This is a genomic window from Thioalkalivibrio sp. ALMg3 (assembly GCF_000381225.1).
GTDB lineage: Bacteria > Pseudomonadota > Gammaproteobacteria > Ectothiorhodospirales > Ectothiorhodospiraceae > Thioalkalivibrio > Thioalkalivibrio versutus.
In genome coordinates, this window is record NZ_KB906233.1 from 1 (window position 1) to 15,190 (window position 15,190).

Genomic DNA, 15,190 nt, shown 5'->3' on the forward strand with positions numbered 1-15,190 from the left:
TTCCCTCGCTCCGAGGCTTTTCGCGGGCGGCGCTGAACTCGCTACGCCTTCGGCTCCGCTCAGACATCCAGCGCCCCGTGTCTATTTAGAATCGTCCCGCGAAAAGCCTCTCCACTCGGCGCGACGACAACGGGGAGGTAGGTCAAAACAACAGCTTTCCCGACGTTGTTGCCAGTGGATGATGGCTAGGTCTTCGGACATCTTCGGCACGCTCGGCCTTTGGCCGTTGCGTGCCGCGCCCGCGAAGCGGGCGCCGGGGGGCGTAGGATGCCGATAAGCGTAGCGAATCGAATCCGAGTTTCGCACGGCGTGGGGAACGGTGCGTTTCGCTGCGCTCAACCGCACCCTACGGGATACCGTCTGTTTTGACCTTCTCCTCCCGTATGGAGCCCCTCGCGGAGGGCGTGATGGGCCGGCCAGTTAACAATAGACATGGGGCGCTGGATGTCTGAGCGAAGCGCAGCGTAGCGAGTTCAGCGCCGCCGGCCCAGCGCGTCCGGAGCGAGGTTCCCGGGCGGAATCCGGGTGCGCCTCGAAGGGTACTTTCTTGGGCAAGCAAGAAAGTACCTCGCGGCGCGCTCGCGAGAGAGCGCGTGGCAGGCGGCCAGACGAAACCACCGTAAACACCAGATGACGAACCAGGCCTAGCCACAATCCTCGACGGCAGCAGTCCGCAGCCGCCTACCGAAATCCTGAGCGATCAGGGCACGGCGCGGACGCCCCTACGCTCGCCATCGACGTCCTCGACCTCGGCGTCGAGGTCGTGCAGGCGGCGGGTGGTCGCCAGCGGCGAGGTCGTTCCGCGGGCGACCAGGCGATAGGCCGCCGGGATCACGAACAGCGTGAACAGCGTGGCGAACAGTACGCCGGAGAACACCGCTACCCCGATCACGAAGCGCGTCTCCTCGCCCGGACCGGAAGCCAGGATCAGCGGGATCGAACCGGCCACAGTGGTCAGCGCGGTCATCAGGACCGGCCGCAGACGCATGCGCGAGGCCTCGAGGATCGCGGTATCGAAATCGCGCCCACGATCGCGCAGCTGGTTAGCAAACTCCACGATCAGGATGCCGTTCTTCGCTGCCAGCCCGATCAGCATGACCATGCCGATCTGGCTGTAGATGTTCAGTGTCTGACCGGTAACCGTCAGCCCGATCAGCGCCCCGACCACCGCCAGCGGCACCGTCAGCATAATCACCAACGGGTGCACGAAGCTCTCGAACTGCGCCGCCAGGACCAGGAACACCACCAGCAGGGCCAGCGCGAACACGAACAGGATGGCCTCGGAGCCACTGCGCAAATCGAGCGACTCGCCCTTGTAGTCGATCCCCGCCTCGGCCGGCAGCAGCTCGGCCGCCTTCGCGTCCAGGGCGTCCAGGGCCTCGCCCAGGGTCATGCCGTCACGCAGCCCGGCGGTCAGGGTCACCGCGCGCGAACGGTTGTAGCGCTCCAGCGACGATGGGCCGGCCTGCTCCTCGTAGGTCACCAGGCTGGACAACGGCACCATCGAGCCAGAGCTGGAGCGCACGTAGAGGTTGTCGATATCCCCGGGCGTGCGGCGCTGGTCGGCCAGACCCTCGATGATGACGTCGTATTCCTCGCCACGGTCGACAAAGGTGGTCACGTCGCGGCCGCCCAGCACGATATCCAGCGTGCGCCCAACATCGCGCATGGACACGCCCAGATCCCCCGCACGGTCGCGGTCCAGACGCACGTTGAGCTGCGGCTGGGTGGGTTCGTAGTCCAGGTCTACACGGGTCAGGCCGTCGATGCCCTCGGCGGCCTCGCGCATGATCTCGCCCCATTCCTCGAGCTGATCGTAGTCCGGCCCGGAGATGACAAACTGCACCGGCGGGCCGATACGGCCACTCGAGAGCCCCTGACGCATGATCACCCGCGCCTCGACTCCCGGCATCTCGTCGATGATGCCGCGGATCTGGTTGATGACCTCCTGACCCGAGACATCACGGTCATCCCAGTGCTCCAGGATCGCGATCACGAAGCCGTTGTTCATCAGCTCCGAACCACCAAAACCGCGCGGCGTGCGCACCAGTGCACGGCGAATCGGGCCATCCTCGATCAACGGCTGGATGCGTGCCTCGACCTCGGCCATCTGCCGGCTCATATACTCGAAGTTGGCACCCTCGGGGCCATCCACCAGCACGAAGAAAGATCCGCGGTCCTCCTGCGGGGCAAATTCTTCGGGCAGTTCCGCGAACAGGTACCAGCCGCCCGCCAACACGGCGGCGAGGAGCGGCAAGACCAGCCAGGAGCCCTTGAGCCCCTTCGCCAGTATCCGACCATAGCCGGCCTCCAGCGCGGCAAAGCCGCGGCCGATATAACGCGCCACGCCGGTCTCGTCGTCGCCCTTGTGCATGAGGCGCCCGGCCAGCACGGGGGCCAGGGTCAGTGCCACGATGCTGGAGAAGAACACGGCAATGGCCATGGCGATGGCGAACTCGGTGAACAGCTGGCCCACCGTGCCGTCGAGGAAGGCCAGCGGCACGAATACCGCGATCAACACGGAGGTCGTCGCGACGATCGCGAAGCCCACCTGCCCGGCGCCGCGATAGGCCGCCAACAGTCCCGGCTCGCCGCGCTCGATACGCCGGTGGATGTTCTCCAGCATCACAATCGCGTCATCCACGACCAGGCCGACCGCCAGCACCAACGCCAGCAGGGTGAGCAGGTTGACCGAGAATCCGAACAGGCTGATGCCAATGAAGGCCGCGGTGATCGCCACCGGCACAGTCACCGCAGGGATCAACGTGGCGCGCCAGCTGCCCAGGAACAGGTAGATCACGAACACCACGGCGGCGGTCGCCACCGCCAGGGTGATGTAGACCTCGCGGATCGCGCCCTCGATGAACACCGATTCGTCGTAGGTGGTCACCAGCGAGGTGCCCTCCGGCAGGGAGCCCTGCAGGCTGGCCGCCATGGCCTTCACCCCATTGGCCACCTCCAGCACGTTGGCGTTGGACTGGCGGATGATCCCCAGCCCGATCATGTCCTCGCCATTGCCGCGGAACTCGCTGCGCTCGGTATCCGCCCCCACGTTCACCTCGGCGACATCGCCCAGGCGCACCAGTTGTCCGCCCTCGCCTCGCTTCAGCACCAGACCGGAGAAATCCTCGGGCGTGCGGTACTGGCGTTCCACGCGTACGGTGAACTCGCGCTCCAGCGAATCCAGGCGCCCGGCCGGCAATTCCACGTTTTCCTGCTGCAAGGCGTCAGCGATGTCGGTCACGGTCAGCTCGCGCGCGGCGAGGGCCTCGCGGTCGACCCAGATGCGCATCGCGTAACTGCGGGCGCCGCCCCGGCGCACCAGCCCCACGCCATCCACTACCGAGAGGCGGTCGATCAGGTTGCGCTCGGCGTAGTCCGCAAGCTCCAGCGCATCCATCGTGGTGCTGGCAAGGTTCAGCCACAGGATCGGGTTGGAATCGGCATCCGCCTTGGTCACTTCGGGCGGGTCGACTTCGTCGGGCAGATCGCCCAGTACCCGGCTGACCGCCTCGCGCACGTCATTCGCGGCGGCGTCGATGTCGCGACTCAGATTGAACTCGATGGTGATGCGCGAGCGCCCGTCCTCGCTGGAGGACTGCATGAAACGGATCCCCTCGATCCCCGCGATGCGGTCCTCGATCCGCTGGGTCACCTCGCGCTCGATGATCTCGCCACTAGCGCCCGGATAGATGGTGTCCACCGTCACCACCGGCGGATCGACATCCGGATACTCGCGCAGCGGCAGGCTGTCGTAGGCGATCAGGCCGAAGGTGATCAGCAGCAGGTTGAAGACAATCGCCAGCACCGGCCGGCGATTGGCGACGTCCGAAATGATCATGTGTCGGCCCCGGCCTCGCCGTTGCCGTTATCGGAATCCGGTACGCGCGGCGGGAGCACACGCACTTCCCGCCCGTCACGGACCCGCGAGACCCCTTCGGAGACCACGGTATCCCCCGGCTCCAGGCCATCCAGCACCTCGGCGTAGCCCGGGTCGCGGCGGCCAATACGGATGCGCACGCGCTCCACCGTGCCGTCGTCGCGCAGCCGGAACACGAAGTGCTGATCGGCGACCTGCTGGATGGCACCCTCCGGCACCCCCGGGCGTTCGACCGGGTCCAGCGGCAGACGGATGTTTACCAGCATCCCGGGGCGCAGCAATAGATCGGGATTCTCGACCAGGGCGCGCACGGTCAGGGTCCGGGTAGCCACGTCCAGACGATTGCTGACCGCCGCCACCTGCCCCGCGAACTCTCCGCTCGCGCTGCGGCCCGCTACTTCCATACCCAGACCGATGGCGGCGGCATGGCGCTCGGGCACGGCGAAATCCACTTTCACCACCGATACGTCATCCAGCTCCACGATCGCGGTACCCGGACTCACCAGGGAACCGGGGCTGACCTGGCGCAAGCCCAAACGGCCACTGAACGGGGCCCGGATCACCCGGTTCGCAACCCGCGCCTCCGCGGCGGCCAGACGGGCCTCGGCCTCGTTCAGTCGCGATCGCTGCTGATCCACCTGTTGCTGCGTGACCACGCCATCGGCCACCCGGTCGCGCACACGGTCCAGTTCGCGCCGGGCCTCGTCCACCTGCACGCGGATCTCGCGCAGGGCGGCGCGTTCTTCGTCGGCGTCCAGGCGCACCAGCACGTCTCCGGCCTCGACCGCATCGCCATCATCGAACAGGATTTCGACCACACGCTCGGTCACGCTCGCGGTCACCACGACCGACTCGTTGGCCTCCACCGTGCCCAGGGATTCGACCATGGTCTCGAAGGTGCGCGGAGCCACCTCGCTGACCCGCACCGGCGTGCGCTCGTCGCGTTGGGACGCGGCGGGGGCATCGCCTCCCTCGTCACGGGCGCCATCCTCGGGGCCGAACGCAAACCAGGCCGCGGCCACGATCGCCACAACCAGGACCAGCCCCAGGAACCCGCCTATCGCCTTCACTTGCCTTTCCCCCGACACGAATGCGGCCCGGCATCTAGCCGGGCCACGGTTGAACGTCCCAACAGTGTAACGACCGTCACGTTTCGTCGACGTTCCGCAACGCGGCCGGCAGGTCGCCCAGGGGGCGGCCATGCGGCCGGGTGTAGTCAATCATTGGGCCCTTCGGCACGATGCCGCTGGGATTCAGCATCGGGTGACTGCCGTAGTAATGCGCCTTGATGTGATCCATGCGCACGGTCTCGGCCACCCCCGGGCGCTGGTACAGCATGCGCAGATAGGCGGAGAGGTTCGGGAAGTCCAGCAGCCGCTGGCGATTGCACTTGAAATGGCTGTAGTACACCGGATCGAAGCGCAGCAGCGTGGTGAACAGCCGCCAGTCGGCCTCGGTCAGTCGCTCGCCGACCAGGAACGGCTGGCGTGCCAGGCGCTCCTCCAGCCAGTCCAGGGTCTCGAACAGACGGTCGAAGGCCGCCTCGTAGGCCTTCTGGCTGGTCGCGAAGCCGCTGCGATACACCCCGTTGTTCACGTTCTCGTAGACCCGCTCGTTGACCGCGTGGATCTCCTCGCGCAGATCTTCCGGATAGAAATCCAGGGTGTTGCCGGTAATGCCGTCGAACGCGCTGTTGAACATGCGCACCATGTCCAGCGACTCGTTGTTCACGATGCGGTCGGTCTGGGTGTCGAACAGCGCCGGCACGGTGATGATGCCGGTGTAATTCGGATCGGTACGGGTGTAGAGCTCGTGCATGTAGCGCGACCCGTGCACCCGGTCCCCGGTGCAACCGTCGCAGTCATCAAACGACCAGCCGGCGTCACCCATGTAGTGGTGCACCACCGAAACCCCGATATGCGGCTCCAGACCCTTCAGTTTGCGCAGGATCAGCGTGCGGTGTGCCCAGGGGCAGGCGTAGGAGACATACAGGTGATAGCGCCCTGACTCGGCCGGATAGCCGCCGTCACCCATCGGGCCCGGCGAACCATCCCTGGTGACGTAGTTACGATACTGCTGGTCCTGGCGCACGAACTCGCCGCTCTCGTCCGACTCTTCTTCCAGCCAGCCCTCACGCAATTCACCGTTGATCAAAAGACTCATGCCATGCTCCTGCCGTCTGTGCCCGGCACCGAATGCGCGCACGCCTCAATGGCTGAATGTATGTGATAGCCCGATCATCCCATCGATTTTATCGAAGATAAATCGCGTTAAATGCGGTCGACCGTTCTACAAAATCGAACGAATCCGGTTCAGGAGGCCCGCAGGGTGCCGTCGAAATAGCGCGTCAGGAAGGTATCGAAGTCCAGCTCGTCCGCCTGCTCGATGGCCGCCTGATCGGCCAGGCTCTCGCGGGCCAGGGCCTCCAGCGTCTCGGCGCGCGGCAACGGCCCGTTGAAGCGAAAGGCCTCGCGGTGCTGGGCCGACAGGCGGCGCGCGTAGGAGTAGAACCCCTCCTCGCGCGCCATCATGTCTTCCAGCATGCGCGCGGACGGGGTCAGATCCGCCTGCTCGACCTTGCCCCACTGCTCACTGAGCGCCCGGCGGTAGGGGTCACCCGGCAGTTCCTGATCCAGAACGGCCGCCACCGGTCGCATCAGCGCCAGCAGCTCGCGCGCCCAGGCCTGGAGCGCAACGCTCTCGCCCCCCCGACGCAGCTCGAGGCCGGGGCGACGCCCGTAATGCGCGACGTCCAGCAGATTGCGGTCGATCGCGTCCAGCTCGCCGTCGGCCAGCAGCGGGCTCGGCTGCAGCAGACAGGCCAGCGCGAACACCTCGAGAAAACGCAGCTGGGTCTCGTCCACCCCCAGCGGGTGCTGGGCGTTGATGTCCACCGAGCGCAGTTCGACGTATTCGATGCCCCGCGCCTCCAGGGCGTCGGTCGGCTTCTCGAAACGTTCCAGCGGCTGCTTGGGCCGCACGGTGGAGTAGTACTCGTTCTCGATCTGCAGGATGTTGGCATTCAGCTGGCGATACTCGCCATCAACCTTCACCCCGATGTTCTCCCACTCGGGGCTGGGGGTATTGATCGCACAGCGCAGGGAGTCGACATAGCCGGCCAGCGAGTTGTAGTCCGCCTTGATGCCGGTGTCCGCCTCCTTGCGGTTGGTATAGCCGATATCGCCCATGCGCAGGCTGGTGGCATGCGGCAGATAGGAGGTGTCGTCGTCGAAGTCCTCCAGCACCGCGCCGTGGCCTTCGAGAAAGGAGTTGCAGACGGCCGGCGACGCCCCGAACAGATAGGGCACCAGCCAGCCAAAGCGCAGCAGGTTGCGGATCATCCCCATCATGCGCTCGTCGCGGAAGGCGCGGCCGTCGGGCGCACCGAGCACCTCCGCCAGGGCCGGCCAGAATTCCGGGCGCGGGGAGTAATTGAAGTGGACCCCGGCGATCACCTGCATCTTGCGTCCGTAGCGATGCCCGAGACCGATGCGGTAGACGGTCTTCATGCGCCCGGCGTTGGAGGCACCGTACTGCGCGACCGGAATCGCATTGTCATCAGCCGTCACACAGGGCATGGAGGTCGACCACAGGGTCTCGTCGCCGACGTTGGCGGCGGCGAAGGCCTGCAGGTCGTGCAGGAAGCCGAGGGTCTCGCGTACATCCTCGAACGGCGGCGTCACCAGTTCCAGCAGCGCCTCGGAGTAATCCGTGGTGATGTATGGATGCGTCAGCGCGGATCCCAGCGCGGCCGGGTGCGGCGTAAGCGCCGGCGAGCCTTCCGGCCCGACCCTCAGGGTCTCCTTTTCCAGCCCGATCTGCCCGTGCAACCCGACACCCGCCAGCGCCTCGGCCAGCTGGTGCGTCAGATCCTGCAGCTTGCGCTCGTCCGTACTCACGTGATGGTAACCCTGCGGTCATCGAAACCCGGCGAACATACCCGAATGCAGCGCCACGGTCACATACGACCCGACGCGGTCCGCGAGGTTCGTGCGACGCCTGCACCGCAAGCCGTTCCCAAATGGCCTATAACTAAAGTTGCGGGGTACACGGAATGCTGCAACGTTCATCCAGCATGCTCGACTTCTTCGCCCGGGGACGTGACGCGCCGTTCCTGGAGGAGGCCCGTGCGCGCCCCGATCTCCCGGTGCCGATGATCGAGAACGCGCACCCGGCCGGCCACCTGAGCACCCCGCCAGTCCGCGAACTGATGCTGAGCCAGTCCGTGGGCGCCCCCTTTCGCTACCACTGTGACATCGGGGCCGGTCCGTTCTCCGGTTGCGCCGGCCCGCGCGAATTCGTGGTGATCGCCCCGCAGGTCGCGGGACGCTGCCATATGCGGGACCCGGCACGCATGCGGTTTTTCGGCATCCCGCCCGAGCTGGCCCGGGACTGCCTGGAGCGCGACCCCGGCGATCCGCTGGACTTTGGCCACCTGCATACCCGACACCACCGGGACCCCCTGATCACCCAGGCCCTGGATGCCCTGTGGCAGGAGATGGACCGTGACGACCCGGCCGCGCAACTGTTCGTCGAGAGCATGCTCGCTGTTCTGGTTGTGCGCCTGGCCCGCATGGCCGAACACGACCGGGACCTGGACAGGCGCCGGGGCGGCCTGGCACCGCACCAGTCGGCACGGGTGATTGACTACATGCAATGCCATCTGGATCAGCGCATCACCCTGCGCGATCTGGCGGCCCTGACCGGACTCTCGCCCTGGCACTTCGCGCGCGCCTTTCGCGATACGCACGGCCTGCCACCGCATCGCTATCTCACCCGCCTGCGCGTGGAGCACGCCCGCGACCTGCTGACCCGAACATCACTGAGCATCACCGAGATCGCTGCCGCGACCGGGTACTCCCCGCAACAGCTGGTCCGCCATTTCCGCCAGGCCCTGGGTGTGGCCCCCGCGGCATACCGGCGCCAGCATTAAAACGGATCCATGCGCCCCTGGAAATCACCGCAAGATTCGCCCCACCCCCGCAAGATCGTGACCGCCCGCAAGGGCTTCCCGGCCTAGGCTCGAAGTAACGCCGACACCCGGCCCGGTTTGTCCTGGCGGAGGTCCACTGCATGTCGTCAGCCCCGGAATGCCTGTCACCCCCATCTGCCGCCGAGGACTTCGGCGAGCATCTGGTCAGCGTGCTCAACCACGGCGCGCTGTGCCTGACCCTGTCGATCGGGCACCGCACCGGGCTGTTCGACCACATGCGCGACCGGCCGCCTGCCACCTCCGGCGAGATCGCCGCCGCCGCGGGCCTGAACGAGCGCTACGTACGGGAATGGCTCGGGGTCATGGCGACCAGCGGCATCGTCACGGTGGATGCGGATGGCCCACGATTTGCCCTGCCCGCGGAACACGCCGCCTGCCTGACGCGCGCGGCAGCGGCCGACAACCTGGCCGTGTTTGCGCAGTACATGGGCCTGCTGGGTGGGGTGGAGGACACGATCGTTGCGAAATTCCGGACCGGCGGTGGCGTGGGGTACGAGCACTACACGCGCTTCCACGAGGTGATGGCCGAGGACAGCGGCCAGTCCGTACTGTCGTCACTGGAAAGCGACATCCTGCCCTTGGTTCCGGGCCTGACCGACCACCTCGAGCGCGGCATTCAGGTCCTGGATATCGGCTGCGGCAGCGGGCGCATCCTCAACCAGTTGGCCACGCTCTACCCGCACAGCCGGTTCACCGGCCTGGACCTGTCCACAGAGGCTATCGAGCGCGCCCGCGCCGAGACACAAGCCACCGGGCTGGGGAACGTCGAATTCATCCAGGCCGACGCGGCCGAACTGGATCGGCATGTCGCCGCGCAACAGTTCGCGCTGATCACCACCTTCGATGCCATCCACGACCAGGCCGACCCGCTGGGCGTACTGACGGGCATTCACCGCGCGCTCGAGTCCGAAGGCATCTACCTGATGCAGGACATCCGCGGCTCCGGACAGATTCATGGCGATCTCGAGCATCCGCTCGGACCCTTTCTCTACACCATCTCCTGCATGCACTGCATGCCGGTATCGCTCGCCCGGGGCGGACCCGGCCTGGGCGCGATGTGGGGCGAGCCCATGGCACGTGACTACCTGGAGCGCGCCGGCTTTCACGACATCCGGGTCCACCAGCTGGTCCACGACCCTCAGAACAACTGGTACGTGGCCACCCGTTAACGACGGCGCGAGGAGGACTCATCCATGACCGAAGCCAATCTCTACCAACGCCTGGGCAGCAAGGCACGGATCCGCGGGCTCGCCAGGCAGCATCTTCGACGAGGGGAACACGGATGCATCTGCAACGGCACCGGCGGCCCGCAGGCCTGCAGGCCTGCAGGCCTGCAGGGACCGCGACAGGCTGACCATCCATCGCGGCATGAACATCCGCGAGGAGGCATTCGTCGCCGTGGTCGACGACCTCGCCGAGACCCTGGAAGAACTCTGAATTGGGCAGCGCGAAAAGGAAGCGCTGCCGATGATCGCCGGGTCTCTGAAACCGGAGATCGTTCGCGTCTGACGCGCCTTCACCCACCCACCTGGAGGACACAATCATGAAAACACTCACACCCATCGCCGCCTTCACGCTGGCCACTGCACTGGCGCTGTCCGCCCCGCTGGCAGCCACCGAGCCAGACGACCACTTCATCATCCGCGACTGCGAACAGTCGCGCGCGGACCTGGCGGGGGCGATTCGCGAATACGCCGAAAACGAGGAGGACTGGATCTTTCTGGCCGAGTTCGACCTGGCGGGCGGTGACATCACCGCGCTCAAGGTCTGCTACCTGCCGCTGGGACCGGACATCCTGGATGCCGGGCTGCATGTCGGGGCGATGATGCCCTGCGGCCACATCGGCCTGTACGAGGAGGACGGGGGCACGAAACTGTCCATGCTGCACCCGAAGTTCATGACGACGCTGCAGCCGCACCCGAGCCTTGAACGTGCCGTGGAAAACGCCGAGCCCGCCTTCGAGGCGCTGCTGGATCATGTCCTTGGTGGGTCGTAGGGACGCCGCGCCAAGCCACCCCGCCGGTTTGCCACGAGGCGCCCAATGCCCGGCCCAGGGTTGACGGTCGTCGCATGGACGCTTCTGGCTCTGGCGGGGCCGGCCCTTCCGGGCGGCGCCGGGACGGCGGAGGAGATGCAGGTGCATACCGACCCCGACAGTGGGCTGATCACTTGGCACTGGCAGGGCGAGGGGCTTTCGCTGGAACTCGCACAGCGGCTCCCGGACCAGACCCGCGCGTTCTTCCTGGGCCGCGGGTTCGACACCGAGGATGCGACGTTCATCGCCGGCCACTGCGTGTTTCAGGGCGTCCTGCGCAATACCGACCGCAGCGCATCGGCCACCGTGGACCTGCGCCAATGGCGCAGCCAAACGCCAAACGGGGCCGCGCGACCGCTCCCCAACCGCGACTGGCAGGACGAGTGGACGAGCCGGGAGGTTCCGGAAGTAGCCCGTATCGCCTTTCGCTGGGCCTTGTTCCCTGGCGAACACCGGTTCCAGCCCGGCGACTGGCTGATGGGCATGATCGTCTTCAAGCACCCGCCCAGCACGACATTTGATCTGACCGTGCACTGGCGGCAGCAGACGACCCTGCGGCAGTCCACCCTGCCCGATCTACGCTGCGCCGGGGAACCGGAACGGGACGAGGCCGAACCATGATGAACCGGCGCCGCTTCCTGACTGCAATCCCCGGTGGCCTGCTCGGCCTTTCGCTGCGGCCCGTGTGGGCGGAAGCCACGCACCTGACCGCGCTGGAGCCACGCCCCAAGGGCCCGCCCCTGGCACTGGAGGACATCGATGGGCAGCACCATCGACTGGAGGACTATCGCGGACGTGTGGTGGTGGTGAACTTCTGGGCCACCTGGTGCCCACCCTGTCGCGACGAGCTGCCGTCGTTGCAACGGCTCTGGGAGCAGTTGCGCGATGCGGGCCTGGTGGTGCTGGGCGTGAACGTGGGCGAAGACGCCGATCGCATCTTCTTCTTTACCGCCGACTACCCGGTCGATTTCCCTCTGCTGCTGGACCAGGATTCCGCCACCATCGACCGCTGGCCGGTTCGCGGCATCCCCACCACGTTCATCATCGATCCCGAGGGCCGCATCGCCTACCGCGCCATCGGCGCCCGCGACTTCGATCATCCGCGCCTCCTCGAGCGCCTGCGCGCGCTCGGGCTCGACTGACAGCCCGCTGCAGCGCCCATGGCGCTTTCTGCGGGGCGGCGGCCTTCCCGGATATCGCGGCCGCCCGGTATCCCGATGCCGGCCGATCTTGTAGATTAGCAATCCCTAATAATCAAGGGATGAGACGTGGAGTCGTCCGGAGAACACCGTAGCTGGGAGGACCGGATCGTGGATGCGCTACGCGCGCCCGCGACCTGGCTGTTCGTGCTGGGGCTCGTGCTCGGTGCCGCCGCCGTGCACTGGGGCGTCGAGCGCCCACCGGCCGAGGGGGCGTTGATGGTCACGGTGCACAATGACAGCGACGTGCTGATCCAGGCGATCCACTTCGACTTCGGCCACGACCTGTCGGAATCGAGCATCCGCGAGGGCCAGCTCCAGCCCGGGGAACACCGGCGGGTGGCGCTGAACCATATCCCCGCAGCCGGCTTCAACATGGAAATCCGCTACGCCGACGGGCAGGTACAGGAGTTCTGCGCCAACCGCGGCGTGGAAGGCTGGGAACAGGAAGTCCGGGTCTACCGCTAAGGACACACCACCCCGGCTAGGTGTTCAGGTGCCTGCCAGCACCGGGGCGACATCGGCGAATGCTAAAGACTGGGTCGAGCACTGCACCGCATTGGTGGAGGACCGCGCCGGCAACCTCCGCCTGCTGCACTGGCCCGATCATGGCACTGTGCAACACGCGCAGACGGGCACCCCCGCAGTCAATACACTCGATCTTGATTCGCTCCTCGCCAAACGATAGGTGGGCGCCTGTCACCGGGCTGTCATGGCCCTGTAGTACCGTGGCCACAATGAACGAATCGCGATCGCGTCACTGGGCGGGAGCCGGCGCCGACCTGCTCCTGCTGCTGCAATCCATCACTAATCACGAACAGGCCCAGCGCCTGGCGCGCGTGGCCGGCTGGGTGCTGGTGTTCGCCGGGGTTGTGGTGGTGATGCTGGGTGTCCTGGTGCAGCACACGCCCACCATGCTCGAGGGCACGCTGGTCGCCCTGCTGGCACTGGTGGGCGGCTGGCTGCGCAGCCGGGTCGCCGCCACACTGCTGATGCTGCTGATGGCACTGGGGCTCGCCACCGGCCTCGCGGTGGGCGCGGCAACCGGCGGAATCCTGCTGCAAGTCGCGCTGTTCGGTGTCGCCCTGCGCATGGTCGAGGGCACCTTCCGCTTCCGCCGCCCCGTCACCGCCGAGTAGCCCGTGCTGCCAGCGAGACACCGCAGCGAAGCACGAGACGCGTCAAATAAGCGCTGAGACGATCCAACCAGCGCGGGTGGCTCCGGACAGCGACCGCTTCGTCGCCGCGCTCCACGCAATGACGCGCCAGTAGCAGAACGCACCCCCCAGGGACGGCTAGGCAGGCCGCCCGCGGGCGCGGAAACTTGAACCCAGCCGGCGGGGCGGACAGGATGAGCGCCTCCATACCCCGCCAAGGAAGCGCGAACGCGATGTCCGTCGTCGGCCGCCTGCAAACCCGCCTGCGAGCCTTCATCTGGCCGGCCTGGGCCACCCGCATCCTCGGGACGCTGTCGATCCCGGGGCTGATCCTGGCCACGCTGTTCTTTGCCGCCTCGCTGACCCCCAGCCTGATCCCGCGCACCGACGACGTCCAGGGCATCCTGTCCGGGGTATCGCTGGCGGCCGGCTACGGCCTGGGCGTGTTCTTCCACTGGCTGTGGTCATACCTGGAACTGCCGGAGCTCGGCGAGCGCACCCACAACACCCTGGTCGTGATCGCCGGCGGCGGGGCCATGCTGATCGTGCTGATCTTCCTGTGGCAGGCCACCGAGTGGCAGAACAGCATCCGCGCGCTGATGGAGCAGGAGCCGGTGGATGGCGGCTTCCCCATCCGCCTGGGGCTGATCGCGGCGGCGGTGTTCGTCGCCACGCTGGCCGTGGCGCGGCTGTTCCAGTTGCTGGTGCGCTTCCTCGCGCGGCATCTGCGCCGCTTTATCCCGCGGCGGCTGTCCAACGTAATCGGCGTACTGGTGGCGGCCGGGGTATTCTGGGCGGTGATCGACGGGGTGATCCTGGAATACAGCCTGCGCGCCGCCGATCGCAGCTTCCAGCAGTTCGACGTGCGCGAACACCCCGGGGCGCAGCAGCCGAGCGCGACCTTCCGCACCGGCAGCCCCGCCTCGCTGATCAGCTGGGACGAGGGCCTGGGCCGCCAGGGCCAGCGCTTCATCCACCAGGCCCCGGACGCCGCCGCCATTAGCGACTTCTCCGGCGAGACCGCACTGGATCCCATCCGGGTCTACGTGGGGCTGAACGCCGCCGAGACCATCGCGGAACGCGCCCGGCTGGCCCTGCAGGAGATGCTGCGGGTCAATGCCTTCGACCGCTCGGTGCTGGTGCTGGCCACGCCCACCGGACGCGGCTGGGTGGACAATCGCGCAATCCAGCCGGTCGAGTACCTGCACGGTGGCGATGTGGCCACGGTGGCCGTGCAGTACTCCTACCTGCCGAGCTGGCTGTCGCTCATGGCGGAATCGCAGTACGGCCATGAGACCGCCCAGGCGGTGTTCGCGGAGATCTACGGCTACTGGAAACAGCTACCACCGGACGCCCGCCCGGACCTGTACCTCTACGGCCTCAGCCTGGGCGCGCTCAACTCCGAGCGGGCCGCGGACCTGTACGACGTGATCGGCGACCCGTTCTCCGGCGCGCTGTGGGCGGGCCCGCCATTTCGTAGCGAGACCTGGCGCGACATCAAACGCCAGCGCCAACCCGACTCGCCCGCCTGGCTGCCGCGCTTTCGCGACAGTTCGGTGGTGCGCTTCACGAACCAGGGAAACCACCTGGACATCCCCGGCGCCGAATGGGGCCCGATGCGCATCGTCTACCTGCAGTACGCGAGCGACCCGGTCACCTTCTTCGAGCCCCAGGCGCTGTACCGCCAGCCAGAATGGATGCAGGCACCGCGCGGCCCGGACGTCTCTCCGGACCTGACCTGGTACCCGGTCATCACCATGCTGCAACTGGCGGTGGACGTAGCGATCGGCGATGCCGCCCCGCGCGGCTACGGCCACGTCTACGCCACCGAGCACTACATCGATGCCTGGCAGGCAGTGACCAACGCAGACCGGTCCGCGGACGAGATCGAGTGGCTCAAACGCCACCTGGCCGACTGACCGACAG

Annotated in this window: 12 protein-coding genes and 3 pseudogenes; 11 read left to right on the top strand and 4 right to left on the bottom strand. The window is 66.9% G+C overall.

From position 1 onward, the window contains the following. The first annotated feature begins 178 nt into the window (after positions 1 to 178). A pseudogene (locus tag F622_RS14320) lies at positions 179 to 452 on the top strand (hypothetical protein). Positions 453 to 700: 248 nt separating this feature from the next. On the opposite strand, the gene F622_RS0112360 reads toward F622_RS14320, so the two are convergent. The 4 genes from F622_RS0112360 to gshA all read right to left on the bottom strand — a co-directional run bounded on the left by F622_RS0112360 (position 701) and on the right by gshA (position 7,779). Beyond that, positions 701 to 3,841: an efflux RND transporter permease subunit gene (locus F622_RS0112360; RefSeq protein ID WP_019572070.1), complete on the bottom strand. Its 3,141-nt coding sequence runs from the start codon at positions 3,839 to 3,841 to the stop codon at positions 701 to 703. Beyond that, a complete protein-coding gene (locus F622_RS0112365; RefSeq protein ID WP_018169180.1) occupies positions 3,838 to 4,950 on the bottom strand; it encodes an efflux RND transporter periplasmic adaptor subunit in 1,113 nt (370 codons plus the stop codon). The genes F622_RS0112360 and F622_RS0112365 overlap by 4 nt, the downstream gene beginning before the upstream one ends. Positions 4,951 to 5,026: 76 nt before the next feature. Beyond that, entirely contained in the window at positions 5,027 to 6,043 is a 1,017-nt protein-coding gene (locus tag F622_RS0112370) for a glutathione S-transferase family protein (RefSeq protein ID WP_019572071.1), read from the bottom strand. A 149-nt stretch (positions 6,044 to 6,192) separates the two neighbouring features. After that, a complete protein-coding gene (gene gshA / locus F622_RS0112375; protein ID WP_018176275.1) occupies positions 6,193 to 7,779 on the bottom strand; it encodes a glutamate--cysteine ligase in 1,587 nt (528 codons plus the stop codon). Between the two features lie 176 nt (positions 7,780 to 7,955). On the opposite strand from gshA, the gene F622_RS0112380 reads away from it, so the two are divergent. The 10 genes and pseudogenes from F622_RS0112380 (at position 7,956) to F622_RS0112415 (ending at position 15,183) form a co-directional block, all read left to right on the top strand. Then, positions 7,956 to 8,813 carry a helix-turn-helix domain-containing protein gene (locus tag F622_RS0112380; protein ID WP_018169183.1) on the top strand — a complete coding sequence of 286 codons (858 nt, stop codon included), beginning with the start codon at positions 7,956 to 7,958 and terminating at the stop codon, positions 8,811 to 8,813. A 140-nt stretch (positions 8,814 to 8,953) separates the two neighbouring features. Further along, entirely contained in the window at positions 8,954 to 10,042 is a 1,089-nt protein-coding gene (locus F622_RS0112385) for a class I SAM-dependent methyltransferase (RefSeq protein WP_019572072.1), read from the top strand. Between the two features lie 24 nt (positions 10,043 to 10,066). Beyond that, positions 10,067 to 10,382, top strand: a pseudogene (locus tag F622_RS14230) (hypothetical protein). Positions 10,383 to 10,416: 34 nt separating this feature from the next. Then, positions 10,417 to 10,869, top strand: a complete 453-nt coding sequence (locus F622_RS0112390) for a DUF302 domain-containing protein (RefSeq protein WP_018144698.1) — start codon at positions 10,417 to 10,419, stop codon at positions 10,867 to 10,869. 45 nt (positions 10,870 to 10,914) lie between these two features. After that, positions 10,915 to 11,529, top strand: a complete 615-nt coding sequence (locus F622_RS0112395; protein ID WP_019572073.1) for a hypothetical protein — start codon at positions 10,915 to 10,917, stop codon at positions 11,527 to 11,529. Continuing rightward, a complete protein-coding gene (locus F622_RS0112400) occupies positions 11,529 to 12,050 on the top strand; it encodes a TlpA disulfide reductase family protein (RefSeq protein WP_019572074.1) in 522 nt (173 codons plus the stop codon). The genes F622_RS0112395 and F622_RS0112400 overlap by 1 nt, the downstream gene beginning before the upstream one ends. A 126-nt stretch (positions 12,051 to 12,176) precedes the next feature. Further along, positions 12,177 to 12,575 (top strand): hypothetical protein, encoded by a 399-nt coding sequence (locus tag F622_RS0112405; RefSeq protein WP_019572075.1) that lies wholly within the window; start codon positions 12,177 to 12,179, stop codon positions 12,573 to 12,575. A 58-nt stretch (positions 12,576 to 12,633) separates the two neighbouring features. Further along, a pseudogene (locus tag F622_RS14325) lies at positions 12,634 to 12,795 on the top strand (UDP-2,3-diacylglucosamine diphosphatase); the annotation flags it as partial. A gap of 49 nt (positions 12,796 to 12,844) precedes the next feature. Next, complete coding sequence (locus tag F622_RS0112410) at positions 12,845 to 13,246, top strand: hypothetical protein (protein WP_018169189.1); 402 nt, start codon at positions 12,845 to 12,847, stop codon at positions 13,244 to 13,246. A 251-nt stretch (positions 13,247 to 13,497) separates the two neighbouring features. Then, on the top strand, positions 13,498 to 15,183 hold the full coding sequence (locus tag F622_RS0112415) for an alpha/beta-hydrolase family protein (protein ID WP_018176280.1): 1,686 nt from the start codon (positions 13,498 to 13,500) through the stop codon (positions 15,181 to 15,183). Positions 15,184 to 15,190 lie beyond the last annotated feature (7 nt).